Raw genomic sequence first — 25,198 nt, 5'->3', positions numbered from 1 at the left:
GCGGCATGTTGAAGCGCCCGGCGGCGAAGTCAGAAATTCCCCGTCGGACGGGAAGGCGGATTCTTCTGCTGATTTTTTTCGGAGTGTTGCCGGGGGCGGCGGGAATACTGAGTATGATGAAGGGGTCCGTTTCCATCCCTTTGTCTGAGATTTGGTCGGTCTTTCGGGGCGGAAGCGCGGGAGTTCATGAGCAGATCCTTTGGAATATCCGGCTGCCCCGCACGATCGTTGCCGCTCTTACCGGTGCAGATCTTGCCTTGTCCGGCGCGATTCTTCAGGCCATTATGAAAAATCCACTGGCTGATCCGCATATTATCGGTGTTTCATCCGGCGCGGGATTGATGGGGATTCTGATTATGCTGGCCTTTCCTCAGTTTGGCTGGCTGATTACACCTGCTGCTTTTCTGGGGGCGATGGGCGCGGCGGTCCTGATCTATCTGTTGGCATGGAAGAATGGAATTCAGCCCGTTCGCATTATTCTGGCCGGAGTGGCTGTTTCAGCCTTTTTTGGCGCGGGTATTTCCGCTTTATTGATTTTTTACAGCGATCGTGTTCACAATGCGCTGATGTGGATGGTGGGAGGACTTTCCGCTCGAAGCTGGCCGCATGTAGATCTGTTATGGCCGTATACGCTGGCTGGACTGCTTCTTGCCCTGCCGGCTGCCCGACATCTGAACGTCCTGCAGCTTGGCGATGAACTGGCGCGTGGACTGGGGCTGCATGTGGAACGCACGCGCCTTTTTCTGACTGCTGTGGCGGCATTGCTGGCAGCCAGCGCCGTATCCGTGGTTGGCCTGTTGGGCTTCGTGGGACTTATCGTTCCGCACATCGCGCGCCTGATGATCGGCTCGGATTATCGCTTTCTCCTTCCGTCTTCCGTCCTGTTGGGGGCTGCCGTAGTAATGTTCAGCGACACCTTTGCGCGGACAGCCTTTGCGCCGGTGGAGCTTCCGGTGGGAATCATCATGGCGGCGCTGGGAGCGCCTTTCTTCCTGTTTTTGCTGCGAAGGGAGCTGTAAGATGATTTTATCTGTAGATTCGTTGTGTGTGCATATCGGTGGGCGGGAGATTCTGCATAATCTGTCCCTGACCTTTCCGGAGGGCAGGCGCACAGCGGTCATCGGCCCGAACGGGGCAGGGAAATCGACGCTGCTGCGGTCTGCTGCCGGACTTTGTACCGAATATGACGGAAGGATTGCGCTGAACGGGCAGGATATACGCTGCATGGACCGGCAGCAGCTGGCTCGCCTTTTGGCTATCTTGCCGCAGGGGGCGGCGGCCCCTGCAGATACGACGGTCCGTGAGCTGGTAGATTATGGACGCTTCCCTTATCGGCATTGGTTTCGCCGGGCAGATGGAAAAGCGGACCGTGAAGCGGTGGAATGGGCGTTGTCGGTTACGCACCTCGAATCGCTTCAGAACCGGCAGGTACAGACGCTTTCCGGCGGGGAACGTCAGCGGGCGTTTCTGGCCATGGCGCTGGCGCAGAAACCGAAGATTCTTTTGCTGGATGAACCGACGACTTATCTGGATATCGCCCATCAGCTCGAAGTGATGCAAATCGTCACAGACATCAATAAAAATTATCACATGACGATCATTATGGTTCTGCATGATATTAATCATGCGCTGCAATATTCCGATGAGGTTGCCGTGCTGAAGGACAAGCGAATTTGGGCGCAGGGGCGGCCGGGAGAGGTTCTGACCGCAGATCTGCTGGCCGATGTATTTCGGGTACAGGCCGATGTATTTACCAATCGTCTGGGGGCAAAGGTGTTGTGTCCGGTTGCGCTGGTTCATCCGGCACATTGAACTCAGAGCATGTGTGAGCGTTTGCTTTACACATGCTTTTTTCTTTTTGTACAAATGAAAATGATAATCCTTGACATTCTCATCCGGTGTATGTTATCCTAGTTATGCAAACGAAATTCATTATCATTTACAACAGACTGATTCGGGAGGCTTGGCTATGACATTGAAAGAGGGGAAACCCGGTATGCTGCTCAAAGTTCAGCATATTCATGATTCGGAATTAAAGGAGCGCCTCATGACCATGGGATTGACTCCGGGGACGAGAGTGAGGGTGCTGCGGTCCGCGCCGTTTGGCGATCCGATGGCTATCGGCGTTCGTTCTTATAGTTTGGCTTTGCGGCGTGCAGATGCGGAGAAAGTGGAAGTCGTCATGGCTTCGTGAAGAGGCACGGTCTTTTTGGGAATCAGAATCATAGAGGAGTTGGATAAGTGACATGGCAACATTAGCAGTAGCACTGACCGGTAATCCGAATACCGGAAAATCTACGATATTTAATGAGCTGACCGGAGCGCGGCAGAAGATCGGAAACTGGCCGGGCGTGACCGTAGATAAAAAGGTAGGCTATACGCGTTATAAAGACCGGGCCATATCGATTGTCGATTTGCCGGGGACTTACAGCGTCAATGCACGCAGCCCGGAGGAGAAAATCGTCATAGATTATCTCATGAACAATAAATTGGATCTGGTCATGGATGTCGTGGACAGTTCGAATATCGAGCGCAATCTCTTTTTGACGGTTCAGCTTTTGGAGCAGGGGATTCCTCTGCTGATTGATTTGAATATGCAGGACGATGCCGAGCGCCGCGGCATCCGCATCGATGTCAAAAAGCTGGAAGAAGCCATTGGCATGCCGGTCGTCGAGACCGTAGGACGAAGCAGTAAAAGTACAAGAAAGCTGCTGGATGTTTTTACGGATACGGTGATGTCGCAATATCATGTCAGTGCGCAGGTGCAGGAACACATCGACCGGGTACAGGCGATTCGTGCGAAGGATATTCCGGACAGTAGCAAGGAGGAAGCGCTTATCGAGGCCAGATACGAGCTGATCGATAAGATTATGGCTCAGGCGGTCAATACGGAGCATGTGAGTCAGTCCGTGTCGGAGAAACTGGATCGGTATCTGGCGAACGGCTTCCTTGCCCTGCCAATTTTTTTGGCGATTCTCTATGCGGTATTCCAGATTACGTTTACCTGGATCGGGCAGCCCATTGCCGATGTTCTGGATGATGTTATCAATACGGATTTTGTAGCGTTTATGACCGATTTCCTTACGGATGCCGGTGTGGCGGATTGGCTTGTTTCTCTGGTATGCGACGGTATTATCGCTGGTGTTGGCGCTGTGCTGACGTTCGTTCCTTTGATTTTTGTTCTGTTTTTCTGTTTGTCTTTTTTGGACGGGACCGGATATATGGCGCGCATCGCTTTCATCATGGATCCGATCATGCGCCGCTGCGGCCTTACCGGCAAGGGCGTTATGCCGCTCATGATGGGTTTCGGCTGCGGGGTGCCAGCTATTATGGGCGCCAGGGCGCTGGACTCGGAGAAAGACCGCATGGTGTCGATTCTGGTCACGCCGTTTTTGACCTGTGGAGCGAAGCTGCCGATCATGGCTTTGTTTGCGGCTATGTTCTTCCCTGACCAGGCTGCAAATGTTGTTTTCGCCATGTATATTGCCGGTGTGGTGATGGCCATCGTGGCCGCGAAATGTCTGGGTGCCACGGTCTTCCGGGATAAGGGTTCTACGTTTTTGCTGGAGCTCCCTCCGTACCGCCTGCCGGATATGAAAACGGTGCTTTTGGAAACATGGGATAAAGGAAAGGGATATCTGGTTAAAGCCGGTACGATTATCTTCGCCGCATCGGTCCTTCTCTGGGTTATGTCGAATTATAATTTCAGCGGGCCCTGCGAGATCGAGGACAGCATCTTAGCTATGCTCGGCTCCTGGATGTCACAACTGTTTGTATTCCATGGCTTTGCTACCTGGGAGGCGGGCGCGGCTCTGCTGTCCGGCATCATGGCCAAGGAGACGGTCGTGGCGACTATGGGAATTCTTTACGGGGCGGCAGATGTTTCTACGGAAGCCGAGGATGCGATTGAGACGGCCGGCGCATTCATGAATACGGGGATGGCGACAAGCTTTACCGCTCTTTCCGCCCTGGCCTTCATGGTGTTCTCTCAGCTTTATACGCCGTGTGTTACGGCGCTTGGTACGATTAAGAAAGAAGCAGGCGGTTGGAAATGGGTCGCTTTTTCCGCTGTTTACATGTTTGTAACCGCATGGCTGATTTCCTTGCTGGTTTATCAAATCGGCCGTCTGCTTGGATTCTGAGCACAGTCGGGAGGGATTTTTATGGCGACATTTTTAGTCGGCGCGTTGGTGGCGGCAGCATTTTTCTTCGCCGTCCGCCATGTTTATCGAAACTTCCGTGATGGAAAAGAAGATTGCTGCGGCAATTGCTCCGGCTGTCACGGCTGTTCCGCGAAGCGATAACAGGAGAAAAGCAAACCGCCTTTCCGGTCCGGGAAGGCGGTTTGCTTCAGGCGAAATAGCGATAAATTTTGCTGAGATGAACCAGCATGCCGTGCGGAAGTATGCTGGTCAGGATGCGGTGCAGGAAAGAGACGAGATCGGGAGTGCATACCTCGATATGGCTGCGCGCAGCGCGCAGAGAGCGCAGGGCTGTTTCGTGTTTGGTGCAGGTAAAGGGAAATCCGTGGAACAGGCCGGTTTTGTCTGTCCGGATGGCCTGAGAAATGAACTCCGTATCCCGGATCCAGTAGGGGCAGACTGCCGTGACGCCGATTCCCTGCGGGCGGAGTTCGGCACTGAGCGCCCGGCTGTAGCTGAGAAGAAAGGATTTTGTGGCAGCGTAAACGGCCAGATACGGGATAGGCTGAAAAGCGGCGCAGGAACAGATTTGAAGGATATGGCTTCCCGCGGACATAAAGGGCAGCGTCAGCTGGGTCATGGACATGGCTGCCCGGCAGTTGAGATCGATCATGCGGGAAAGATCCGTCAGATTGATGTCGGAAGAAATTCCGATACGGCCGAAGCCTGCGGCGTTGATGAGCCAGCGTACCTCCAGTCCGGCGGACTGGGCGAGCTGCTGCTGGAGCGCGGGGAAAACCGTTTCCTGTGTGAGATCGCAGGAAAAGATGCGGCATGGAACAGGGCTGAGCTCTTGTGCCAGCGATTCCAAAAGATCCCGGCGGCGGGCGATGAGCCAAAGCTCATCCAGCGTTTCCTCTGAGGCAAGCAGGCGGGCATATTCGCGTCCAAGTCCGCTGGAAGCGCCGGTAATGATCGCGATGTTCATGGTGTGATGATCCTCCGAGTAAAATGATGGGCTGTTTATTCTATTATATTATATAGCAAATACAGATGGATTTCATAGAGAGAAGATATCATATTCTCAAGAGGAGCCGTGAGTCAGGAAGAAGATCGTGTTGTTTCATAGGAGGCTGAACGTATGAGGATCAGTAAACTGAGAGCGATGTCCAAGCCGTTGTTCTGGGGTGACAGACCTTTGCCTGAGCATGCAGAGATGAAGGGCGTGCTGGAAACCGATAATGGGAAAACCGGAATTCTTCTGAAGCTGAAAGACGGGATGTATGTGCTGGGAATGGCCGGCAATATTCTGCAGCTGAATCAGGAAAAAATACGCCGGAAGCTCAGGGAAGCCTGAGGTTTCGAGGGACTCAAAAGCCGCTTTCCGCCAGATGGAAAGCGGCTTTTTGCATCATATCGTCAAATGGTGTACGATATGGGCAGAAGAAAAGGTCTTGCGTGAAGGAGAAAACCTGCGGATGCGTGCATCCGACAGCGGGAAGGTTGTCTCTTTCAGGGGAAGGGGATAGATAGGATGAAGCAGCTTCATATCGGCAGTCATTTGTCGTCCGCCGGCGGTTATCTGACCATGGGAAGAGAGGCGGCGGAGCTCGGGGCGGATACGTTTGCTTTTTTTACTCGGAATCCCCGCGGCGGCAGGGCAAAAGCCTTGGATGAGGAGGATGTGGCAGCTTTTTGTACCTTTGCCGCCGCTCATCATTTTGTTCAGGTCGTGGCCCACGCGCCGTATACTATGAACGCCTGCGCCGCCCGGGAAGAGCTGCGGGAGTTTGCCCGCGATGTCCTGAGGGAGGATCTTCGTCGGATGGAGTACATGCCGGGAAATTATTATAATTTTCATCCCGGCAGTCATGTGAAGCAGGGGGCAGCAGCGGGGATCGAAAAGATTGCCGGGCTGTTAAACGAAGTGTTGACGCCGCAGCAGTCTACGACGGTTCTGCTTGAGACGATGGCCGGAAAGGGAACCGAGGTAGGCCGGTCGTTTGAAGAGCTGCGCGCTATCCTGGACCGGATTGAACGCAAAGAAAAAGTGGGCGTCTGTCTGGATACCTGTCATGTATGGGATGCCGGTTATGATATTGCCGGCGATCTGGATGGTGTGCTGAGGGAGTTTGACCGCATTGTCGGACTCCCCCGCTTACGTGCCGTCCATTTGAATGACAGTCTGAATGCGTGCGGCTCCAGAAAAGACCGCCATGCCCGGATTGGAGAGGGAAAAATCGGCCTTGCCGCATTGGCGGCGGTGACGAATCATCCCCGGCTCAGGAACCTTCCCTTTATTCTGGAAACGCCGAACGATCATGCAGGCTATGCGCGGGAGATCGCTTTGATGCGTTCCTGCTGGAAGGAGGAGAGAATGTGAACTTGTTTCAACGCGCGGTTGGGCATACACGGATGATTCTTCGGCACAAATACTGGGTGTTTCATTTTTGCCGGATTGCCGGGATTCCCTGGCAGGGGATTATGCATGACTGGTCTAAGTTTTCTCCTATGGAGTTTCGGGAGAGTGTACGGTATTATAACGGCGTATGTTCTCCTATTAAGGTTTGCAAGGAACGCAATCATGGACGCTCGCTGGCCTGGATTCATCATCACGGGCGGAATCTCCATCATTATGAGGCCTGGTGGGACAATTTTGACCGGGGGGCGCATCCGACGGATATGCCGTATCGTTATGCGGCAGAAATGATTTGCGATTTTTTGGGCGCCGGCAAAGCATACGGCCGGTCGTCGTTTACGTTTCAGGCGGAATACGAATGGTGGAAACGCAAACGGGAAGACGGAATCGGCATGAGTCCTTCCATGCAGGCTTTCGTTGAAACGGTTTTGTCCCGGCTGGCTGCCAGCAATGATCTTTCTGTTTTGCGGCCGCCTTCTCTGCGGGCGATTTATCGGGAAACGGTGCAGTCGGATTCTGCTGTGCGCTGTCCGGATGGCCCGTCACTGAATTAAGCGTTGCCGGGGTTGCAGGATACGTTCTGTTGTGCTATGATTATTTACAAGAGATTTGTCTTTGAGGCGGGGAGTATTTCCCCACCGGCGGTATAGCCCGCGAGCTCTTCGGAGCATGATCCGGTCAGATTCCGGAGCCGACCGTATAGTCGGGATGAGAAAAGACATGGGTGCTTATTGGCATGCCGTTTCGGTCACCGCGAAGAACATTCTTTCCGGTGGCTTTTTTGTTTTCTCAAAGTCTCATTTACAGACCTTATGGTTTCGATCGTATAGGATCTGAGGTGATTGTTTTGCAGGATGAAGATTTTATGCGCGCGGCCTTAGCGCTGGCGCGCCATGCGGAGGGGCGCACTTCGCCAAACCCGCTGGTGGGAGCGGTGATCGTCCGCGACGGGCATATCGTAGCTGCCGGCTGGCACCGCAGGGCCGGCACGGAACATGCGGAGATTCATGCGCTTCGCATGGCCGGGGAACTGGCCAGAGGGGCGACGCTTTATGTTACATTGGAGCCTTGCGCGCATTATGGCCGCACCGGCCCATGTGCCAAGGCGGTTGCCGAAGCCGGTATACAGCGTGTGGTCATCGGCATGAAGGATCCGAATCCTCTGGTGTCGGGGAAAGGGATCCGGATTCTTGAAAATGCCGGCATTGACGTGCGCTGCGGCGTGCTGGAAAAGGAAGCAGCTCAGCTCAATGAGGTGTTTCTGAAATGGATGGAAACCGGATTTCCCTTTGTCGTACTCAAGGCGGCGATGTCTCTGGATGGAAAGATTGCTACTTGCACCGGGGAGTCGCAGTGGATAACGAATCATGCGTCCCGAAACCGCGTGCATGAGATGAGGGACCGGTATGATGCGATTTTGGCCGGGATTGGAACCGTATTGAAGGATGATCCGTCGCTCACAACGCGCCTGCCGGATCGGCAGGGGAAAAATCCGGTGCGCATTATTGCGGACAGTATGGCCAGAACGCCGCTGACGGCAAAGGTGGTGACAGACGGGCTGGCCCCGACGATTATCGCGGTTACGGAACTGGCTCCGCCCGAGCGGGTCGAGGCGCTTCAAAATGCCGGCGTACAAGTTCTGACGGCCGGAAAGGGCAGTCGGGTGGATCTGCGCAGCCTGATGAAGCAGTTGGGCCAAAGGGAAATCTGTTCCGTTTTGGCAGAAGGCGGCGGTCAGATTCACTTTTCCCTGCTGAAAGCTGGTCTGGTCGATAAAGTGTGCATGTTCATTGCACCGGAACTTATCGGCGGGCGCAGTGCGCTGACTCCGGTTGAGGGAGAAGGATTTTCCAGCCTCGGCGATGCGGTGCGGCTGGACCGTATGACCACAGAGATGCTGGACGGCGATATTTTGCTCACAGGCTATGTCGTTCGGAGGTGACGTGATTGTTTACGGGAATTATCGAGGAAGTGGGGCGGATCCGTCAGGCGGGTTCGGGGCATCTTAGAATCGATTGCACTCAGGTCCTTCGCGATGTACATGAGGGAGACAGCATTGCCGTGAACGGTATCTGTCTGACCGTCACATCGTTTGGCCGCGCGTTTTTTACCGCAGATGTCATGCCGGAAACGGTGCGGCGCACTTCGCTTGCTGAATTGAAGCCGGGAGATCCGGTGAATCTGGAACGGGCGCTGGCTGTATCGGCCCGGCTGGGCGGTCATATCGTCAGCGGACATATTGATGGAACCGGCAGGATCCGGTCGCTTCGCGAAGAAGGCAATGCGGTGCTCATGACTATAGAAGCTGCGCCGGAGATACTCCATTACGTTGTGGAAAAAGGATCGGTGGCTCTGGACGGCATCAGTCTGACGGTAGCGGCCGTGACGGAGCAGGATTTTATGGTGAGTCTGATTCCTCATACGAGAGAGATAACGAATCTTGGCAGCAAGCATGCGGGCAGCCTTATCAATATTGAAACGGACATTTTGGGCAAGTATGTCGAGAAGCTGATCGCTGGAAATCCGGCGGAGACACGGGGACGCTCTGGCGGTCTGAGCCGTGCTATGCTGTCGGAGTATGGGTTTTGAACAAAGGAGAGAAATTATGGCAGATTTTGCAACAGTGGAACAGGCCATTGAAGATATCAAAAAGGGGCAGATGGTGGTCGTCGTCGATGATGAGGATCGGGAAAATGAAGGGGATCTTATCGTTGCCGCCGCTACAGTTACGCCGGATGATGTCAATTTTATGGCGAAATACGCAAAAGGGCTGATCTGTACACCAATCGATGGGAAGCGGCTGGATGAACTGAATATCGGTCAGATGGTCGCCAACAATACGGACAATCATGAAACCGCGTTTACCGTTTCGATTGATGCGCATGAAACGGATACCGGCATATCTGCTTATGAGCGGTGCCTGACCATTCGCAAGCTGCTTGATCCGAAAGCGCGTCCATCGGATTTTCGCCGTCCGGGACATGTTTTTCCGCTTCGTTCTGTGGAGGGCGGTGTGCTGCGCCGGGCCGGTCATACGGAGACGACAACGGATCTTGCCCGGCTGGCCGGATTTTATCCGGCAGGGCTGTGCTGTGAGATCATGGATGATGATGGTCATATGATGCGGACGCCCAAGCTGATTGCTTTTGCCAAAGAGCATGGTCTGCATTTGATTACGGTGAAATCCCTGATCGAATATCGCAAGCGCACGGAATCCTTTGTCGAGCAGGTAGCGGATGTGGATTTTCCCAGCAAATTCGGTCATTTCCGGATTAAGTCCTATGAGAGCCGGCTGGATGGGAAATGTCATCTGGCCATTGTCAAGGGCGAGGTTGCCGGAAAGAAAAATGTACTGGTACGCGTCCACTCAGAATGTCTGACGGGGGATGCGCTCGGCTCGCTGCGCTGTGACTGCGGCGATCAGCTGCAGGCGGCGCTGCGCCGGATTGAGGCCGCCGGGGAAGGCGTGGTGCTTTATATGCGTCAGGAAGGACGTGGCATCGGACTGGCCAACAAGATGCGGGCCTATGCTTTGCAGGACAAGGGGCGTGATACGGTTGAGGCCAATGTGGAACTGGGCTTTGCGCCGGATCTGCGCGATTACGGTATTGGCGCGCAGATTTTATCTGACCTCGGCCTGACCAGTATCCGGCTGATGACCAATAATCCGGCAAAGCGGGCCGGATTGGAGGGCTATGGACTGACCATCACGGAACGTGTGCCGCTTATGATCCATGCCAATAAATTCGATAAAAAATATCTGACCGTTAAGAAGGTAAAAATGGGACATCTGCTTAACGACGAGACGCTGAAATGAAAGATGGCTGCCTCATGCGGCTGGAATATTAGAGGAGGAATAGATTATGGCAAAGGTTATGGAAGGATTTGTGACGGGAAAAGGACTGCGCTTTGGCATCGTTGTCGCCCGTTTTAATGAGTTCATTACGAGTAAATTGCTCGGCGGCGCGCTCGATACTTTGCACCGCCATGAGGCAAGTGATGAGCAGATTGATGTCGCCTGGGTTCCGGGGGCCTTTGAGATTCCGCTGGCTGCAAAAAAAATGGCGGAAAGCGGCCGGTATGATGCGGTCATTTGTCTTGGCGCCGTGATCCGCGGTTCGACGACACATTATGATTATGTATGCAATGAGGTGTCCAAAGGCATTGCCCAGGTTGGCATGCAGACGGGCGTTCCGACGATATTCAGCGTGGTGACGACAGAGAACATTGAGCAGGCGGTAGAACGCGCAGGCACAAAGGCGGGCAATAAGGGCGCCGATGGAGCGATGGCCGCCATGGAGATGGCCAATCTGTTGAAGAAGATTGGTTGAGAAAAGAGGCGCAGACGATGAAAATCGGGATAATCAGTGATACGCATGGGCATGAGATGGCCTGGCAGAAGCCATATGAGCGGCATTTTCATGATGCAGATATGATTCTTCATGCCGGTGACGTTCTCTACCATGGCCCCCGGAATCCGAGAAAAGAGGATTATAATCCCGCCGGACTGGCAGAGCGTATCAATTCCTGTCCTGTGCCGGTTATTATTGCGCGGGGAAATTGTGATTCTGCTGTGGATGCCGATTGCCTGAACGTACCGGTGCAGGCTCCTTATGCTTATGTAGTAGCGGAAGGGCTGCGTATTATCATTACGCACGGAGATACGGTCATGACGGATGCGGAGAAGGATGCCATGGCGGCGCATCTCAAGGCGGATCTTTTTATTACCGGACATATTCATACCACTGTATTGGAAAAGCGCGGCCGTACGATCTTTTTGAATCCGGGATCGGCTGCCTTATCCAAGCGCGCGGATGGACGCAATACGTACGCTGTTTTGGAAAACCGCGTGATCCGGATTTATGATGCGGATACTGACGATGTATTGATGCAGTATACCATGTGAGGGATTGAAACTCGGAATACGGAAAGGATGAAAAAAGTGAAGGATCATCTGGCAAAGGCAACGGCTGACGGAGTCCGCATTTATGCGGCAGTGACAACGGATCTGGTGAATGAGGCAATCCGCCGTCATGACTGTTACCCGGTGGCGGCTGCCGCATTAGGCCGTACGATGACCGCAGCGCTTCTTCTGGCGGCAAATCTCAAGAACCAGGAGGCTTTGACCATACAATTCGCTGGTGACGGGCCATTGGGCAAAATTGTCGCCGATGCCGTACCGGAGGGGTTTGTACGCGGCTATGTCGACGAACCGCATGTGAATTTGCCGCTTAATTCCCAAGGGAAGCTTGATGTCGGCGGCGGCGTGGGGCAGGGCATGCTTTCCGTTACGCGGTTTACCGGCCTGAAGGAGCCGGTAACTGGCAGCATAGAAATCACCGATGGGGAAATCGCGGATGATCTGACAAAATATCTGTTTGTTTCTGAACAGACGCCTTCCAGTGTCGGCCTTGGCGTTCGGATCGATCCAGACTTTCATTGCATTGGCGCCGGCGGCTTTTTTCTTCAGCCATTGCCGGATGCTTCCGAGGATTGTCTGGATCGTCTGGAATCCAATCTGAGACAGGTTTCCTCTGTTTCCAGCATGGTAGAACAGGGAATGGATGCAAAGGGGATCATCGCCGAACTCATGAAGGGGATGCCGGTTCATTACCTGACTGCTACGGATCTGTCCTTCCGCTGTTCCTGTTCCAAGGAGCGGATCGGTGAAGTGCTGATGAGCCTGAATCGCAAGGATCTGGAGAGTCTGGTGCAGGATGGCCAGGCAGAAGTATGCTGCCATTTCTGCAATGAAAAATATTTATTCCATGGGGAAGAACTGCAGGCCATTCTTGATGAGGCTGACCGGCACAGACGGCCGTCGTAATCTCTCTGACAGCTTTCCGTTTCTCCCGTTATCCGATGCTGAGGGGCGCTAAGACTTCCGTCTTTGCAGGCGGGGGATACCCCCCTAAAGCTCTGGATAAGTTCGACTAAATTCAGCGGGGGAGAAAAAACTCCCGCTGAATAAGTTTTACTTTATGCTGCTTTGGGGCGGATAAATTGGGATTTTCCTTGCAAGGCGTTACGATTTGTGTTAAAATACCTATATTGTGTGTTGGGACTATGTGTCCCGATGGGGTAAGGAGGTGTAACACATGGCAAGTGTTTGCGAAATTTGTGCAAAGGGCGAGCTGTCTGGCAATAACGTCAGTCATTCGCATCTGAAGACGAAACGTTCCTGGAAACCGAACATTCAGCGTGTCCGCGCTGTAGTGGATGGTGAAGTCAAACGTGTTAATGTCTGCACGCGCTGCCTGCGTTCCGGCAAGGTTCAGCGTGCCCTCTGATTTGCGCATAAATATCAGAAGCTGATATATCATAAAATAAGCCTATCCCTTCGGGGGTAGGCTTATTTTATATCTGCCGGGAAAAGAAAAAGGCTGCATGAAGTCCCAAATGGATTTTCATGCAGCCTTGCATCCGAGTCTTTATTTGTGGTTTCTTCTGGCCAGTGCGCGGATGACTTTTGCTCCGGTATTGTGGATGCGGCGAAGCGGAGCGACCTTGGTTCTGACTTTTGGTCGGATGTCTTTAGCACTGCCGAAATTTCCTCGTTTCAAGACGGTGGTCTTTACCTTGTCCGGCTTGAAAAAGCTGCGGATATTCCGCGCGATCTTATCCGGTTCCGCATTTTCCCGGCAGAGGAAAATATCGATGGCAACATATTTTAAATCCGTATAGATATCCATGGTAAGGTGGCCTTCCTGAAAGATGGCCATGATCGCGACATGGCAGTCTTCCAACGGCTCGGTATCCAAATGAATCAGGCGGAAATTCAGATCCTTGAGCGTGTCCTGCAGATTCTTTTTGATCAGCTCAGTGTCGGTGAGCTTGCTGTTTTTGCAGTTAAATAAATCGGCCGTTAAATGACGGGCTAATATCTTCACTAGCTGGTGTGCTCCTTTTTTCGATGGTATCGATAACAAATCATCATATTATTATCTATTATTATAGAGGAAGTGATCGGAGTACGTCAAGCGCGCGTCCGCCGGGCAGGTCTGATGGGCATTCATTTTCTTTTATCCGGATAAGGCGGAGTCTTCCGCTTTTGGCGCAGACCGAGGAGGATAAAGAAAAACAGGGCGATGGAAAAAGCGAAAAAGCTGGTCGTTTGCGCACTGGTCATGAAACCGAGTACTTTTTCCGCGTAGTCGCCGCGCAGAAATTCCAGACCAAACCGGGCAGTGCTGTACAGCATGACATAGAGGGCGAAGCACTGTCCCCGGGCATGGCTGGTACAGCGGAACATCAGCAGCAGGGCGAAGATCACCATATCCAGCTGACCTTCCCATACTTCGGCCGGCCAGAGCGGCTGTGCGCCGTAGGTATGAGCGGCCAGTGTAGTCGCTGGGTAAATGATGCCGAAGGAACCGCCGGTCGGGGCGCCGAAGGCATCCCCATTCAAAAGATTGGCACAGCGTCCCAACGCCTGTCCGAGGATGATGGCCGGAGCCAGTGTGTCCATGAGGCGGATGGTATCGAGATGATGGCGGCGGCAGTACAGGATTCCTGCGATTACGCCGAATACAATTCCACCCTGAACGGCCATGCCGCCTTGCCAGACATTGAACAATTCGGTGAGATGGTGGCGGTAATACCCCCAGTCAAAGAAAAAGACATCCCAAAGACGTGCGCCGATCAAGCCGGCAATGCCGCAGTAAATCCCGAGATCGACGAGGTGCTTTTCATCGCCGTGTCCTTCTCTTTGAGCAAGAAAATAGCCGGTCCCGGTAGCCAGAATGATGGACAGCGAGAGTACGAGTCCGTAAGTGCGGACGGGAAAATCGCCGATAAAAAACAGATATTGATGCATAAAAGCCTCCCGCATTTATGATGCTGATAGAAAATCTCAGTTTATTATAGCTTAAACCGGCTGAAAAAAGAAGAGAACAGAGCCGGGGATTTTTTATTTGTAATCCGCTCGTCCCTGTGCTACAATAAGGAATATCACATAGAAATGCATGGAAGAAGAAGAGTAGGCCGATGGTGAAAGCGTCAGCGAACCGGGTGAGGTGAGAGCCGGGAGCGAGTAGGAAAGGCTGAAGATCCCTTTGGAGCAGCAGGCTGAACGCATGAGTAGGCCCCGCCGGAATTCCCCGTTACGGAACAGCGCATGATGGTGCGTGAAAATAGGTGGTTTTCAGTAGGCAGATGACCTGCATCCTGTTTTGGATGCGGGCTTTTTTTATGAATGGGGGGGAATCTCTTTGTATGATAAGGTAGAAACCAATCTGAATTTTGTGGATCGTGAAAAAGACGTATTGAAGTTTTGGAAAGAGCATAATATCGCGCAGAAGGCTATTGACCAGCGCGAGGGCTCGGATACGTTCACGTTCTATGACGGGCCACCGACGGCGAACGGCAAGCCGCATATCGGTCATGTGCTGACGCGCGTCATCAAGGATATGCTGCCGCGCTTCGCTTCGATGAAGGGCAAGAAAGTCCTCCGGAAGGCGGGCTGGGACACGCATGGCCTGCCGGTCGAGCTTGAGGTCGAGAAGGCCGTCGGCATCAACGGCAAGGAGCAGATCGAGGCGTACGGCATCGAGCCGTTCATCAAGAAATGCCGCGAGTCGGTCTGGAAGTACAAGGGCATGTGGGAGGAGTTCTCCGATGTTGTCGGCTTCTGGGCGGACATGGAACATCCCTACATCACCTATGAGAACAACTTCATCGAGTCCGAGTGGTGGGCGCTCAAGGAGATCTGGAAAAAGGGCCTGCTCTACGAGGGCTACAAGGTCGTTCCGTACTGCCCGCGCTGCGGCACGCCGCTCTCCTCGCACGAGGTCGCGCAGGGCTATAAGGATGTTACGGAGCGCTCGGCGATGGTCGAGTTCGGCGTGAAAGGCGAGCCGGATACTTGCTATCTCGCATGGACGACGACGCCCTGGACGCTGCCGTCGAATCTCGCGCTCTGCGTGAATCCGGAGGTCGACTATGTGAAGGTGCAAGTCGGGGAGAAGAAATACATCCTCGCCGAGGCCCTCGTCGACAAAGTGTTCGAGGACGTGCCGGGCGAGCGCACGGTGCTCGCGCGCTGCAAGGGCAGGGAACTCGTCGGCCGGGAGTACGAGCCGCTCTATCCCTACGCTGTCGGCAAGATGAAGCCGGGCAAGAAATCGTTCCTCGTCCTCGCGGATGACTATGTCACGACGGAGGACGGCACGGGCATCGTCCATCTGGCACCGGCCTTTGGTGAGGACGATAACCGTGTCTGCATGGCGAACGGCATCGGCTTCGTGAACTTCGTCAACAGCAAGGGTGAGCTCACGGAGGACACGGACTGGCCGGGCGTCTTCGTCAAGAAGGCCGATCCGCTGATCCTCAAGGACCTCGGGGAGAAAGGCAAGCTCTTCAAGGCGCCGGAATTCACGCACAGCTATCCGCACTGCTGGCGCTGCGACACTCCGCTTCTCTACTACTCGTTCCCGACGTGGTTCATCAAGATGACGGCGGTCAAGGACGAACTCGTCGCGAACAACAACACCGTCAACTGGATCCCGAAGTCCATCGGTCAGGGACGCTTCGGCAACTGGCTCGAGCATGTGCAGGACTGGGGCCTCTCGCGCAATCGCTACTGGGGTACGCCGCTGCCTGTATGGGTCTGCCCGGACTGCGGCGAGCAGCACGTCATCGGCTCCATCGCCGAGCTCAGAGAGATGAGCGACAACTGCCCCGAGGACATCGAGCTGCACCGCCCATACATTGATAACGTCACGATCAAATGCCCGAAGTGCGGCAAGGAGATGCACCGCGTCAAGGAAGTCATCGACTGCTGGTTTGACTCCGGTTCCATGCCGTTCGCGCAGTGGCACTATCCGTTTGAGAACAAGGACATCTTTGAGAAGCGTTTTCCCGCGGACTTCATCTCCGAGGCCGTCGATCAGACGCGCGGCTGGTTCTATTCGCTTATAGCGATTTCAACGCTGCTTTTCCACAAGGCGCCCTACAAGAATGTCATCGTGCTCGGCCATGTGCAGGACAAGGAAGGCCGCAAGATGAGCAAGTCGAAGGGCAACGCCGTCGATCCGATGGACGCGCTCAAAAAGCACGGCGCCGACGCCATCCGCTGGTATTTCTACGAGAACAGTGCGCCATGGCTGCCGAACCGCTTCCACGACGACGCCGTGCAGGAAGGCCAGCGCAAGTTCATGGGCACGCTCTGGAATACTTACGCATTCTTCGTGCTCTATGCGAATATCGATGCGTTTGACGCAACGAAATATACGTTGGAGTATGACAAGCTTAGTGTCATGGACAAATGGTGTCTGAGCCGTTTGAATACCATGGTCAAGCATGTCGACGAGAATCTGTCTCATTATCGGGTTACCGAAGCCGCCAAGGCATTGCAGCAGTTTGTCGATGAACTGTCGAACTGGTATGTCCGCAGCAGCCGCAGCCGTTTTTGGGCTAAGGGCATGGAGCAGGATAAGATCAATGCCTATATGACGCTCTGGACTGCACTGGTTACAACCGCCAAGGCCGCGGCGCCGATGGTACCGTTCATTACCGAGTCGATATATCGCAATCTGGTCTGCAGTATTGATAAGAATGCTCCGGAATCCGTACATTTGACGGATTTCCCGAAGGTCAATGAAGCGTGGATCGATACCGGTCTGGAACAGAATATGGAGCTTGTCCTTGAGATTGTCGTTCTCGGCCGTGCTGCGCGAAATGAGACGAATATCAAAAATCGTCAGCCGGTAGCCAATATGTATGTACATGCTGAACGCGAGCTGCCGGAATTTTTCCGGAAGATTGTAGAGGATGAGCTGAACGTGAAACAGGTGACGTTTAAGGACAATATGGAATCTTATCTCACCTATACCTTCAAACCGCAGTTCCGCGTACTGGGGCCGAAGGTCGGCAAGCAGATCGGCGAAATCAAGGCGGCGCTGAGCCGGGTCAATGGACATCAGGCCAAGGCAGAACTGGACAAAACGGGAATGCTGAAGCTCTCCCTCTCTTCCGGCGAGATTACCTTGACGCCGGAAGATGTCGAGGTGACCATGGCGCAGACGGAAGGTTATAACTGTCAGCGTTATAACGGCGTGACCATTGCGCTGGATACTACCCTGACCGAGGACTTGCTGGAAGAGGGCTTTGTCCGTGAAGTAATCAGCAAAATCCAGACCATGCGCAAGGAAAACGGCTATGAGGTAACCGATCATATCCGGGTCAGCCTCAGCGGCAATGCGAAGCTGGAACAGATCGTCCGGAAGAATGAAGCTTATTTGCGGGAGATCACTCTGGCGGATGAGGTCTGCTATGATCGTTCGGAGGGAACCGCAAAAGAGTGGAACATCAATGGCGAGACGCTGTGCATTGCCGTGCAGTGACCTGCCGCCCTTGTTAAGCTTTGTCCCGACGGAAGGAGAGCGATTATGAAGGAGGAAAAAAGACCGGAACATCCGGCTCATACTCATATCCTGCCTGATGGGACGGTCGTCACGCATACGCATCATCACAGCCATACACAGACCAGAGCCGTACTGAACCGTATGTCGCGGCTGATCGGTCATTTGGAATCCATCAAACGCATGGTGGAGGACGGAAGGGACTGCAGCGAGGTTTTGGTGCAGTTATCCGCTGTCCGCAGTGCGATCAATGGCGTGAGCAAAATCATACTCAAGGATCATTTGGAGCATTGTGTGGTGGACGCGGTTCGTGATGAGGATAAGGAAGCGTTGGACCGCCTTAACCGGGCTATCGACCAGTTCATAAAGTAGTCCATAAAGTGAGATTTATTCAGGGCTTTAGGGGCGCTAAAGCTCCCGCCTGAAGAGGATCGAGTAACAATCTAAACGGGTTTGTCGTTTTTGCTTGCGCGGCGGGCAGGATGGCATGACAGTTATTTCGGCAGAGGGGCCATTTTGGATCAGGCCTTTCTGCCGATTTTTTGTGACATCCGTTACTGTTTTTTCAGCGGAAAGAAGATATGCTTAAAACATTGCTGTATCTTGTGAAAAAAACGAATGTATTTTCACAGGGAAACATGGTACAATAAGAATAAACTGTTGTAAGCGTATACATGGACGATGCGTGGTACGATTGCAGAAACAAATAGGAGGATGCTGTATATGGCACAGAACAAGATCGTAATCAGTCAGGTCATGATGCCGAGCCAGACCAATCCGAATGGCAATGTGCATGGTGGCGAAATCATGAAAATGATGGATTCGACAGCTTATGCTGCCGCCCGCAAGTATGCCCGGTCGAACGTAGTCACAGCCCGCGTTGACGAGCTGGAATTTCATTTGCCGATCTTGATCGGGGATTTGGTGACCTGTTCGGCAGAGATCGTTTTTGTTGGTCATAGCTCGATGGAGGTAGCGGTAAACGTCGATGTAGAGGATCTGGATCAGGACAGCAAGCCGCAGCGTGCTCTCACCGCGTATTTTACCATGGTGGCACTGGATCGGAATTCCCGTCCGAAATCCGTACCGCCGCTGATCCTTGATACGGAGGAAGCAAAACGCGCGTTTGAGGACGGCCGCCGCCGCTATGAAGCGCATAAGGAAAGAAAAAGAAAACAGCGCGAAGAAGAAAAGATGCGGGCTGCGGCAAAAAAATCTCCCCGGGAGCCGGAAAATCATACTGCTAAAAAATAAAGTTTACAGTTTTACATAAAATGCTTGCAAAAAAAACGGTTCTGTGCTATCTTAGTATTCAACACAGGGAAATGCGTTGCAAAGGAATAGTATGGAGCGGGATGTATTCAGAGAGTTGTCGTTTGGTGAAAGACAGCAGCGGAACGGTCCGGAACTCACCTTGAAGCATCCCGCTGAAAGCAGAAGCGAGTAAACCGGGACGGGATCTGCCCGTTACAGCAGTAGGACTTGATGGAGTCCGCAGAGGTGTCCGCCGGACACGAATTGGAGTGGTAACACGTAAGCATGGCCTTTCGTCTCTTAGAGATGAAGGGCTTTTTCTTTTTGGAGGGATGAGCATTATGATGAATTATCAGAAGTACAGCAAGGGTTATTTCATGCCGCCGGAGATCGATTTGGACTGGGCGAAGAAGGATGCGCCGGATCATGCGCCGGTATGGTGCAGCGTGGATATGCGCGACGGCAATCAGGCGCTGATCACGCCAATGAACCTGGAGGAAAAGCTGGAATTCTACAAAATGCTGGTCAAGGTGGGCTTCAAGGAGATTGAGGTCGGCTTCCCGGCCGCCTCAGAGACGGAATTTGAGTTTTTGCGCCGTCTGGTCGAAGACGATCTGATTCCTGATGATGTAACGATACAGGTCCTGACGCAGGCCCGCGAGCATATCATCCGCAAGACCTTCGAGTCGTTGAAGGGAGTTCGGAATGCGGTCGTTCATGTTTATAATTCGACTTCTGTAGCGCAGCGGCAGCAGGTGTTCCGGAAGTCCAAAGAGGAAATCAAGCAGATGGCTGTGGACGGGGCGAAGCTCTTGCAGAAGCTTACGGAAGAGGCAGGTGCAGACTATCGTTTCGAATATTCCCCGGAGTCCTTTACGGGAACGGAACCGGAATATGCGCTGGAAGTGTGCAATGCGGTGCTGGATGTTTGGAAACCTACCGCAGACCGCAAGGCGATCATCAATCTGCCGGTAACCGTAGAGATGAGCATGCCGCATGTTTACGCTATGCAGGTTGCTTATATGAATAAGCATCTGAAATACCGCGATCATGTCGTGCTGTCGCTCCATCCGCATAATGACCGGGGATGCGGCGTAGCTGATACGGAACTGGGCATTTTGGCAGGAGCCGACCGGGTTGAGGGAACCTTGTTCGGAAACGGAGAACGCACGGGCAATGTGGATATCGTCACTGTGGCTATGAATCTGTTTGCCTTGGGAATTGATCCAAAACTGGATTTTTCGAATATGCCGGAACTGGTCGAAACGTATGAGCGTCTTACGCGTATGCAGGTCGGATATCGCCAGCCATATGCCGGAAAACTGGTCTTTGCGGCGTTCTCCGGCTCGCATCAGGATGCCATTGCCAAGGGAATGAAATGGAAAGAGGAAAAGAATCCCGATAAGTGGACTCTCCCGTATCTTTATATCGATCCGAAGGATGTCGGCCGCGAATACGACGGCGATGTCATTCGGATTAACAGCCAGTCCGGCAAGGGCGGCGTCGGCTTTATTATGGAATCGAAATACGGGATTGAGATGCCGAAAAAGATGCGTGAGGACTTTGGCTATTGTGTCAAGGGCGTTTCGGATCACAAGCATAAAGAACTCATGCCGGATGAAATTTATCAGATTTTCCAGAACGAATACGTCAATATCGATACACCATATGAACTGGTGGATTTCCTCCTGAAAAAAGAGCCGGATGGCACGCGTTCCGGTACGGTGGACCTCAAGGTGGAGGGGAAGCCGGTGACTTTCCTGGCCAGAGGCAATGGCCGCCTGGACGCTGTTTCGAATGCGTTGCAGCAGAATCTGGATATTCAATATAAGGATCTGACGTATAGTGAGCATGCGCTGGAGATCGGTCAGAATTCCCGTGCTATGGCTTATATCGGCATTACGGCTGATAACGGGCATATTACATGGGGCGCAGGTATGGATACGGATATCATTACGGCGTCGCTGCAGGCGCTGATCAGTGCGATTAACCGGATGAAGGCCGGAAAATAAAATCCCGGCCGCTGTTTCTTATGCTATAATGGAGTCACATTTTATATTCAGCGATGAAGGGTGATTCCATGAAGAAGATTGTAGTGTCCTGTCTCCTGACTGCAGTTTTTACACTGGCCGCTGCAGCGACGGTTTTTGTCGTGGGGACAGGATATTTTGTCGGCAATTATGCCGTTCATTTTGGTCTGGAGCGCGGCACGGGCGACCATTCGCAGGAACCGCCGCGGGCGTATGCACTGCTTATGCCGCCGGAAGCCCGGCATTATAACCGGCCGGATTATACGAATGAGGAATGGACGATGGAGTCGGCGGACGGATTGAAGCTCCGGGCGACACATTTTTTCCCCGATCAAAAGAGCAGCCGATGGGTTATTGTCGTTCATGGCTATGGCTGTACGCAGGAGAATTCCTGGTATATTGCGGCGAATTATCTGAAGATGGGGTATCATGTACTGACGCCTGATCTCAGAGGAGCAGGGAAAAGCGAGGGGCGGTATTTGACGATGGGCTGCCGGGAAAGCGAGGATATTGCTGCCTGGACCCGGCTGATTGCCGAACGCCATCCGCAGGCAAAGATTGTTCTGCACGGGGTGTCTATGGGAGCGGCGACCGTTATGATGGCTGCCGCACGTCCGGATCTTCCCGGGCAGGCTGTAGCCTGTATTGAGGACTGCGGGTACACGGGCGCTTTTGACCTGCTGGTGCATCAGATTACTGCTTCTTTTGGCCTGCCTGCTTTTCCCGCGATGAATTTGTTGGACTGGCGCTGCCGAAAAGTGGCTGGATTCAGCCTTCATGAAGCGGATCCGTTGGAGGCGGTACGTCATTCTTCGCTGCCGATTCTGTTCATTCATGGAACGAAGGACACGCTGGTACCGCCGGACATGGCCGAAGCGCTTTATGAGGCAGCGGACGCGCCGAAAAAGCAGCTGTTGTTCATCGACGGTGCGATACATGCCGCTTCCTCTCAGCAGGATCAGGAGAAGTATTTTCAAACCATCCGGACCTTTGTGCGTCCCTATATGCAGTAAGAGCTGGTGAAAGTGAGGAGGGAGAATATGCGGGCAGTTGTTACACGGGTGCGTTCCGCTTCTGTTACGATTCATGGCGTAACACATGGAAAGATCGGGCTGGGATTTTTGGTTTTGCTGGGCATTGGTCCGGAAGATACACCAGAGCTTTGTGCGCGTCTGGCGGAAAAAATCGTTCATGTGCGGGTGTTTCCGGATGAAGCAGGAAAAATGAATCGAAGCATCGAACAGGCCGGCGGCGCTTTTCTCGTCGTATCGCAGTTCACGCTTTATGCGGATCTGCGAAAACGGCGTCCGGGATTCAGTCATGCAGCTGGCCCGGAGCTGGCGCAGCCTTTGTATGAACAGTTTTTGGAAGAACTTCGGAGCCGGCATTTCCTTGTAGAGCACGGGGAATTCGGGGCGGAGATGCAGGTAGAATCTGTGAATGACGGTCCGGTTACGCTGCTGTTTGATATGGAAAAGGATACGGTGAGCAAATAAAAAAACGGCCAAAAGCCGTTTTTTTATTTGCTCACTGCCGTTCAGGCAAGGCCGTGTTCTTTTCCCCAATGGGCGATTTTGTCGTAAAGCGGAGTGGGAACGTGGTGGATTCGTCCCAGCTCGGACATGCGGGAAACCAATCCGGAAAATTCCGAAGGGCCGCCTTTTTCAACATCGCGCTGCATGGAAGTGGTAAGTCCCGGCGCAAAGGCATCCATGAGCCGCAGGTCCGCCGCAACGAGATCGCGGTCGAATACGATGCCCATGGCATGTCCGACGGCTTCGACCTCTCGGACAAGGCCGATGAAGGTATCCCGTACTTCGCCGGGCTGCTGAAAGGCTTCACTGGTCACATGGAAGTAAAGGCCGGCGGCGCCCATCGGTGAGACAAAGGAGAATTTTGTCAGGGCATCGCGTTGGATCTGTTCGGTGAAATGGGCGTGAATATCCGCCGATCGCATGATGGTTTCAAGCTGTGTCGCTTTTTCCGTCAGGCGACGGTCCTGACCCGGCCGGAATCCGTAAAATACGCGCAGGATTTCCTGCGGCTGTTCGATGACACCGGGGCTGCCGATTTTGGCGAAAACATAAATACATCCGTCAAGAACTGTACAGTCCGGCAATTGTTCCTGCATGACCGCTCCTGTACCGAAGACGTTGAGGATCGGTATGACGAGCGTGTCGGAACCGGCGATGCGCCCCGCAAGGGAAATGGCATCCGGAATCCCATAGTATTTGACACAAATGAAGAGTACGTCGGGAGTTTCTTTATAGTCTGCGGCCGTGCAGGCCTTGACGGGTGCGATATGTATATCGCCGCGGTGGTTTGTGCGTATCGTCAGGCCATCGTTTTGCATGGCCGACAAATGTTTGCCGCGTGCGATAAAGGTTACATCATTGCCGGCATTGGCCAGATAGCCGCCAAGGACGCCGCCGGTTCCGCCCGCGCCGAGAATGGCAAATTTCATGTTCATCCCTCCCAAATATGCAGAGAAATTTGTTCATCATTCTGCTCTTATCCGATGCGAAAGCCATGGATAAGTTTGACCAGATTCAAAGGGAGAAAAACGCCTCTGAATAAGTCTCACTTTATTGTAACATAAGGCAGCCCGATTCGTACAGGCAGAGAACGTCGGATCCTTAGGAGCTGCATCGTGACAAAATGGGCAGAAGCGGATATAATATCAGGCAGTGAAACCCATGATAAGGAGTGAGTAGGAATGGATGAGAACAAGCTGACACGATATGCGCGTCTGGTGGTGAATGTAGGCGTTAATCTGCAGCAGAATCAAATTCTTGTGATCAATGCGCCGATTGAATGCGCGGCCTTTGTGCGAACCATTGCTGCGGAGGCATTTTCCTCCGGCGCACAGGATGTTGTTGTGAGCTGGGGCGATGAACTTCTGGCCCGCATCCGTTATGAGGGCGGAAGCAGGAGGCTGTTTTCTGAATTCCCGGAATGGCGCAGAAAATTTTATATGGACTATGCGGAGCAGGGGGCGGCGTTTGTCTCGATTGCAGCGCATGATCCGGAAATTTTCCGGGGTGTTGATCCGGAGAAACTCAGGTTGTCCCAGCAGGCGGCAGGAGCGGCTCTTCTGGAATATCGCGAGCGCCTCATGAACAATCGCAATACCTGGTGCGTTGTGTCGGTACCGACAAGTGGCTGGGCTGGGAAGGTGTTCCCGCAGCTGGCTCCGGAGAAAGCGATGGAAAGACTGTGGCAGGAGATTTTCCGGGCGGTACGAATCGAAGACGGGAACGATCCAGTAGCGGAATGGCGAAAGCATATTGCTTTTTTGCAGAAAGCCGCTGGCTTTATGAATGCGCATGATTTCCGGACCTTGCATTATACCAATGCCAGAGGGACGGATCTGTACATCGACCTGCCGGAAGGACATATCTGGGCCGGAGGTGCTGAGGCTTCGGAACTCGGTGTGGAATTTGCCGCAAATATGCCGACAGAAGAGGTTTATACCCTGCCGCAGCGCAATGGGGTAAACGGAACGGTGGCAGCCTCCCGTCCGCTTAACTTTCATGGCAATCTCATCGATGGGTTCCGGCTGACCTTTCGTGAAGGCCGCGTGACGGATTTTTCGGCAGACAAGGGGGAAGAAATCTTAAGAGAACTTCTCGATACCGATGAAGGCGCGCGTTATTTGGGAGAAGTGGCTTTGGTCCCGTATGATTCACCGATTTCCCAAAGCGGCATTTTGTTTTATAATACGCTGTTTGATGAAAACGCCGCCTGCCATCTGGCTCTGGGCAAGGCTTATCCAACTTGCATCCGGGACGGTGCGAAGATGGACAGCGTGACGCTGCTGCAGCATGGTGTCAATGATTCTTTGCTGCATGAAGACTTTATGATCGGCACACGGGATCTGGCGATTGATGGAACAACTGCTTCGGGAGAGGTTGTTCCTGTGTTCCGTCAGGGAAATTTTGCCTTTTGATCCGATGATGTACCGGGAGCTTTTTGTAGCGGTTTTCCGGGGTT

26 protein-coding genes, 1 riboswitch and 1 other annotated feature are annotated in these 25,198 nt (G+C 53.3%); of the genes, 22 read left to right on the top strand and 4 right to left on the bottom strand.

Annotated features, from left to right (window positions below):
• Window positions 1-5: 5 nt before the first annotated feature.
• From FYJ78_RS10070 to FYJ78_RS10050, 5 genes are all read left to right on the top strand, one after another.
• The gene (locus tag FYJ78_RS10070) at window positions 6-1,019 is read left to right on the top strand and encodes a FecCD family ABC transporter permease (protein ID WP_154621289.1); all 1,014 of its coding nucleotides are present in this window, start codon (window positions 6-8) and stop codon (window positions 1,017-1,019) included.
• Window position 1,020: 1 nt separating this feature from the next.
• Entirely contained in the window at window positions 1,021-1,812 is a 792-nt protein-coding gene (locus FYJ78_RS10065) for an ABC transporter ATP-binding protein (RefSeq protein WP_154621263.1), read from the top strand.
• A gap of 157 nt (window positions 1,813-1,969) precedes the next feature.
• Complete coding sequence (locus tag FYJ78_RS10060; protein WP_154621262.1) at window positions 1,970-2,194, top strand: FeoA family protein; 225 nt, start codon at window positions 1,970-1,972, stop codon at window positions 2,192-2,194.
• A gap of 52 nt (window positions 2,195-2,246) precedes the next feature.
• Window positions 2,247-4,142 (top strand): ferrous iron transport protein B, encoded by a 1,896-nt coding sequence (feoB, locus tag FYJ78_RS10055; RefSeq protein ID WP_154621261.1) that lies wholly within the window; start codon window positions 2,247-2,249, stop codon window positions 4,140-4,142.
• 21 nt (window positions 4,143-4,163) lie between these two features.
• Window positions 4,164-4,304 (top strand): FeoB-associated Cys-rich membrane protein, encoded by a 141-nt coding sequence (locus FYJ78_RS10050; RefSeq protein WP_154621260.1) that lies wholly within the window; start codon window positions 4,164-4,166, stop codon window positions 4,302-4,304.
• A 46-nt stretch (window positions 4,305-4,350) separates the two neighbouring features.
• Here FYJ78_RS10050 and FYJ78_RS10045 read toward each other — a convergent pair whose 3' ends face one another.
• Window positions 4,351-5,130, bottom strand: coding sequence for an SDR family NAD(P)-dependent oxidoreductase (locus tag FYJ78_RS10045; protein ID WP_154621259.1), 780 nt, complete (start codon window positions 5,128-5,130; stop codon window positions 4,351-4,353).
• A gap of 153 nt (window positions 5,131-5,283) precedes the next feature.
• Here FYJ78_RS10045 and FYJ78_RS10040 point away from each other — a divergent pair, with 153 nt between their 5' ends.
• The 10 genes from FYJ78_RS10040 to rpmB all read left to right on the top strand — a co-directional run bounded on the left by FYJ78_RS10040 (window position 5,284) and on the right by rpmB (window position 12,851).
• Window positions 5,284-5,499 carry a hypothetical protein gene (locus FYJ78_RS10040; RefSeq protein ID WP_154621258.1) on the top strand — a complete coding sequence of 72 codons (216 nt, stop codon included), beginning with the start codon at window positions 5,284-5,286 and terminating at the stop codon, window positions 5,497-5,499.
• A gap of 177 nt (window positions 5,500-5,676) precedes the next feature.
• Window positions 5,677-6,525, top strand: coding sequence for a deoxyribonuclease IV (locus FYJ78_RS10035; RefSeq protein WP_154621257.1), 849 nt, complete (start codon window positions 5,677-5,679; stop codon window positions 6,523-6,525).
• Window positions 6,522-7,115 (top strand): DUF5662 family protein, encoded by a 594-nt coding sequence (locus FYJ78_RS10030; RefSeq protein WP_328597703.1) that lies wholly within the window; start codon window positions 6,522-6,524, stop codon window positions 7,113-7,115. The genes FYJ78_RS10035 and FYJ78_RS10030 overlap by 4 nt, the downstream gene beginning before the upstream one ends.
• A gap of 53 nt (window positions 7,116-7,168) precedes the next feature.
• Window positions 7,169-7,285, top strand: a riboswitch (FMN riboswitch).
• A gap of 123 nt (window positions 7,286-7,408) precedes the next feature.
• Window positions 7,409-8,503: a bifunctional diaminohydroxyphosphoribosylaminopyrimidine deaminase/5-amino-6-(5-phosphoribosylamino)uracil reductase RibD gene (gene ribD / locus FYJ78_RS10025; RefSeq protein WP_268878436.1), complete on the top strand. Its 1,095-nt coding sequence runs from the start codon at window positions 7,409-7,411 to the stop codon at window positions 8,501-8,503.
• Between the two features lie 5 nt (window positions 8,504-8,508).
• Entirely contained in the window at window positions 8,509-9,150 is a 642-nt protein-coding gene (locus FYJ78_RS10020) for a riboflavin synthase (protein ID WP_154621255.1), read from the top strand.
• A gap of 16 nt (window positions 9,151-9,166) precedes the next feature.
• A complete protein-coding gene (locus FYJ78_RS10015; RefSeq protein WP_154621254.1) occupies window positions 9,167-10,378 on the top strand; it encodes a bifunctional 3,4-dihydroxy-2-butanone-4-phosphate synthase/GTP cyclohydrolase II in 1,212 nt (403 codons plus the stop codon).
• A 46-nt stretch (window positions 10,379-10,424) separates the two neighbouring features.
• A complete protein-coding gene (gene ribH / locus FYJ78_RS10010; RefSeq protein ID WP_154621253.1) occupies window positions 10,425-10,892 on the top strand; it encodes a 6,7-dimethyl-8-ribityllumazine synthase in 468 nt (155 codons plus the stop codon).
• Between the two features lie 17 nt (window positions 10,893-10,909).
• Entirely contained in the window at window positions 10,910-11,467 is a 558-nt protein-coding gene (gene yfcE, locus FYJ78_RS10005) for a phosphodiesterase (protein WP_154621252.1), read from the top strand.
• Between the two features lie 36 nt (window positions 11,468-11,503).
• Complete coding sequence (hslO, locus tag FYJ78_RS10000) at window positions 11,504-12,388, top strand: Hsp33 family molecular chaperone HslO (RefSeq protein WP_328597705.1); 885 nt, start codon at window positions 11,504-11,506, stop codon at window positions 12,386-12,388.
• Between the two features lie 271 nt (window positions 12,389-12,659).
• The gene (gene rpmB, locus FYJ78_RS09995) at window positions 12,660-12,851 is read left to right on the top strand and encodes a 50S ribosomal protein L28 (RefSeq protein WP_154621250.1); all 192 of its coding nucleotides are present in this window, start codon (window positions 12,660-12,662) and stop codon (window positions 12,849-12,851) included.
• A gap of 141 nt (window positions 12,852-12,992) precedes the next feature.
• Here the strand turns inward: rpmB and FYJ78_RS09990 are convergent, their stop codons facing one another.
• Entirely contained in the window at window positions 12,993-13,451 is a 459-nt protein-coding gene (locus FYJ78_RS09990; protein ID WP_328597702.1) for an S-adenosylmethionine decarboxylase family protein, read from the bottom strand.
• Between the two features lie 122 nt (window positions 13,452-13,573).
• Window positions 13,574-14,377 (bottom strand): prolipoprotein diacylglyceryl transferase, encoded by an 804-nt coding sequence (gene lgt, locus FYJ78_RS09985; protein ID WP_154621248.1) that lies wholly within the window; start codon window positions 14,375-14,377, stop codon window positions 13,574-13,576.
• Between the two features lie 394 nt (window positions 14,378-14,771).
• Between lgt and ileS the strand changes: the two genes are divergently transcribed.
• From ileS to dtd, 6 genes are all read left to right on the top strand, one after another.
• Window positions 14,772-17,903, top strand: coding sequence for an isoleucine--tRNA ligase (gene ileS, locus FYJ78_RS09980; RefSeq protein ID WP_154621247.1), 3,132 nt, complete (start codon window positions 14,772-14,774; stop codon window positions 17,901-17,903).
• A 45-nt stretch (window positions 17,904-17,948) separates the two neighbouring features.
• Window positions 17,949-18,293 (top strand): metal-sensing transcriptional repressor, encoded by a 345-nt coding sequence (locus FYJ78_RS09975; RefSeq protein ID WP_154621246.1) that lies wholly within the window; start codon window positions 17,949-17,951, stop codon window positions 18,291-18,293.
• A 351-nt stretch (window positions 18,294-18,644) separates the two neighbouring features.
• Window positions 18,645-19,175 (top strand): acyl-CoA thioesterase, encoded by a 531-nt coding sequence (locus FYJ78_RS09970; protein WP_154621245.1) that lies wholly within the window; start codon window positions 18,645-18,647, stop codon window positions 19,173-19,175.
• A gap of 67 nt (window positions 19,176-19,242) precedes the next feature.
• Window positions 19,243-19,479 (top strand) — a binding site (T-box leader).
• Window positions 19,480-19,516: 37 nt separating this feature from the next.
• Entirely contained in the window at window positions 19,517-21,187 is a 1,671-nt protein-coding gene (locus FYJ78_RS09965; RefSeq protein ID WP_235899999.1) for a 2-isopropylmalate synthase, read from the top strand.
• Window positions 21,188-21,255: 68 nt separating this feature from the next.
• Entirely contained in the window at window positions 21,256-22,218 is a 963-nt protein-coding gene (locus FYJ78_RS09960; protein ID WP_154621244.1) for an alpha/beta hydrolase, read from the top strand.
• 27 nt (window positions 22,219-22,245) lie between these two features.
• Window positions 22,246-22,701 (top strand): D-aminoacyl-tRNA deacylase, encoded by a 456-nt coding sequence (dtd, locus tag FYJ78_RS09955; RefSeq protein WP_154621243.1) that lies wholly within the window; start codon window positions 22,246-22,248, stop codon window positions 22,699-22,701.
• A gap of 41 nt (window positions 22,702-22,742) precedes the next feature.
• On the opposite strand, the gene FYJ78_RS09950 is transcribed toward dtd, so the two are convergent.
• Window positions 22,743-23,669: a ketopantoate reductase family protein gene (locus tag FYJ78_RS09950; RefSeq protein WP_154621242.1), complete on the bottom strand. Its 927-nt coding sequence runs from the start codon at window positions 23,667-23,669 to the stop codon at window positions 22,743-22,745.
• Window positions 23,670-23,921: 252 nt separating this feature from the next.
• Here FYJ78_RS09950 and FYJ78_RS09945 point away from each other — a divergent pair, with 252 nt between their 5' ends.
• Entirely contained in the window at window positions 23,922-25,154 is a 1,233-nt protein-coding gene (locus FYJ78_RS09945; RefSeq protein ID WP_154621241.1) for an aminopeptidase, read from the top strand.
• Window positions 25,155-25,198 lie beyond the last annotated feature (44 nt).

The sequence above is a fragment of the Wylensekiella montiformis genome, assembly GCF_009697385.1.
GTDB lineage: Bacteria > Bacillota > Negativicutes > Selenomonadales > Selenomonadaceae > Selenomonas_A > Selenomonas_A montiformis.
The sequence above is the reverse complement of the archived record's forward strand: the minus strand, read 5'-3'. Positions and strand labels throughout refer to the sequence as shown.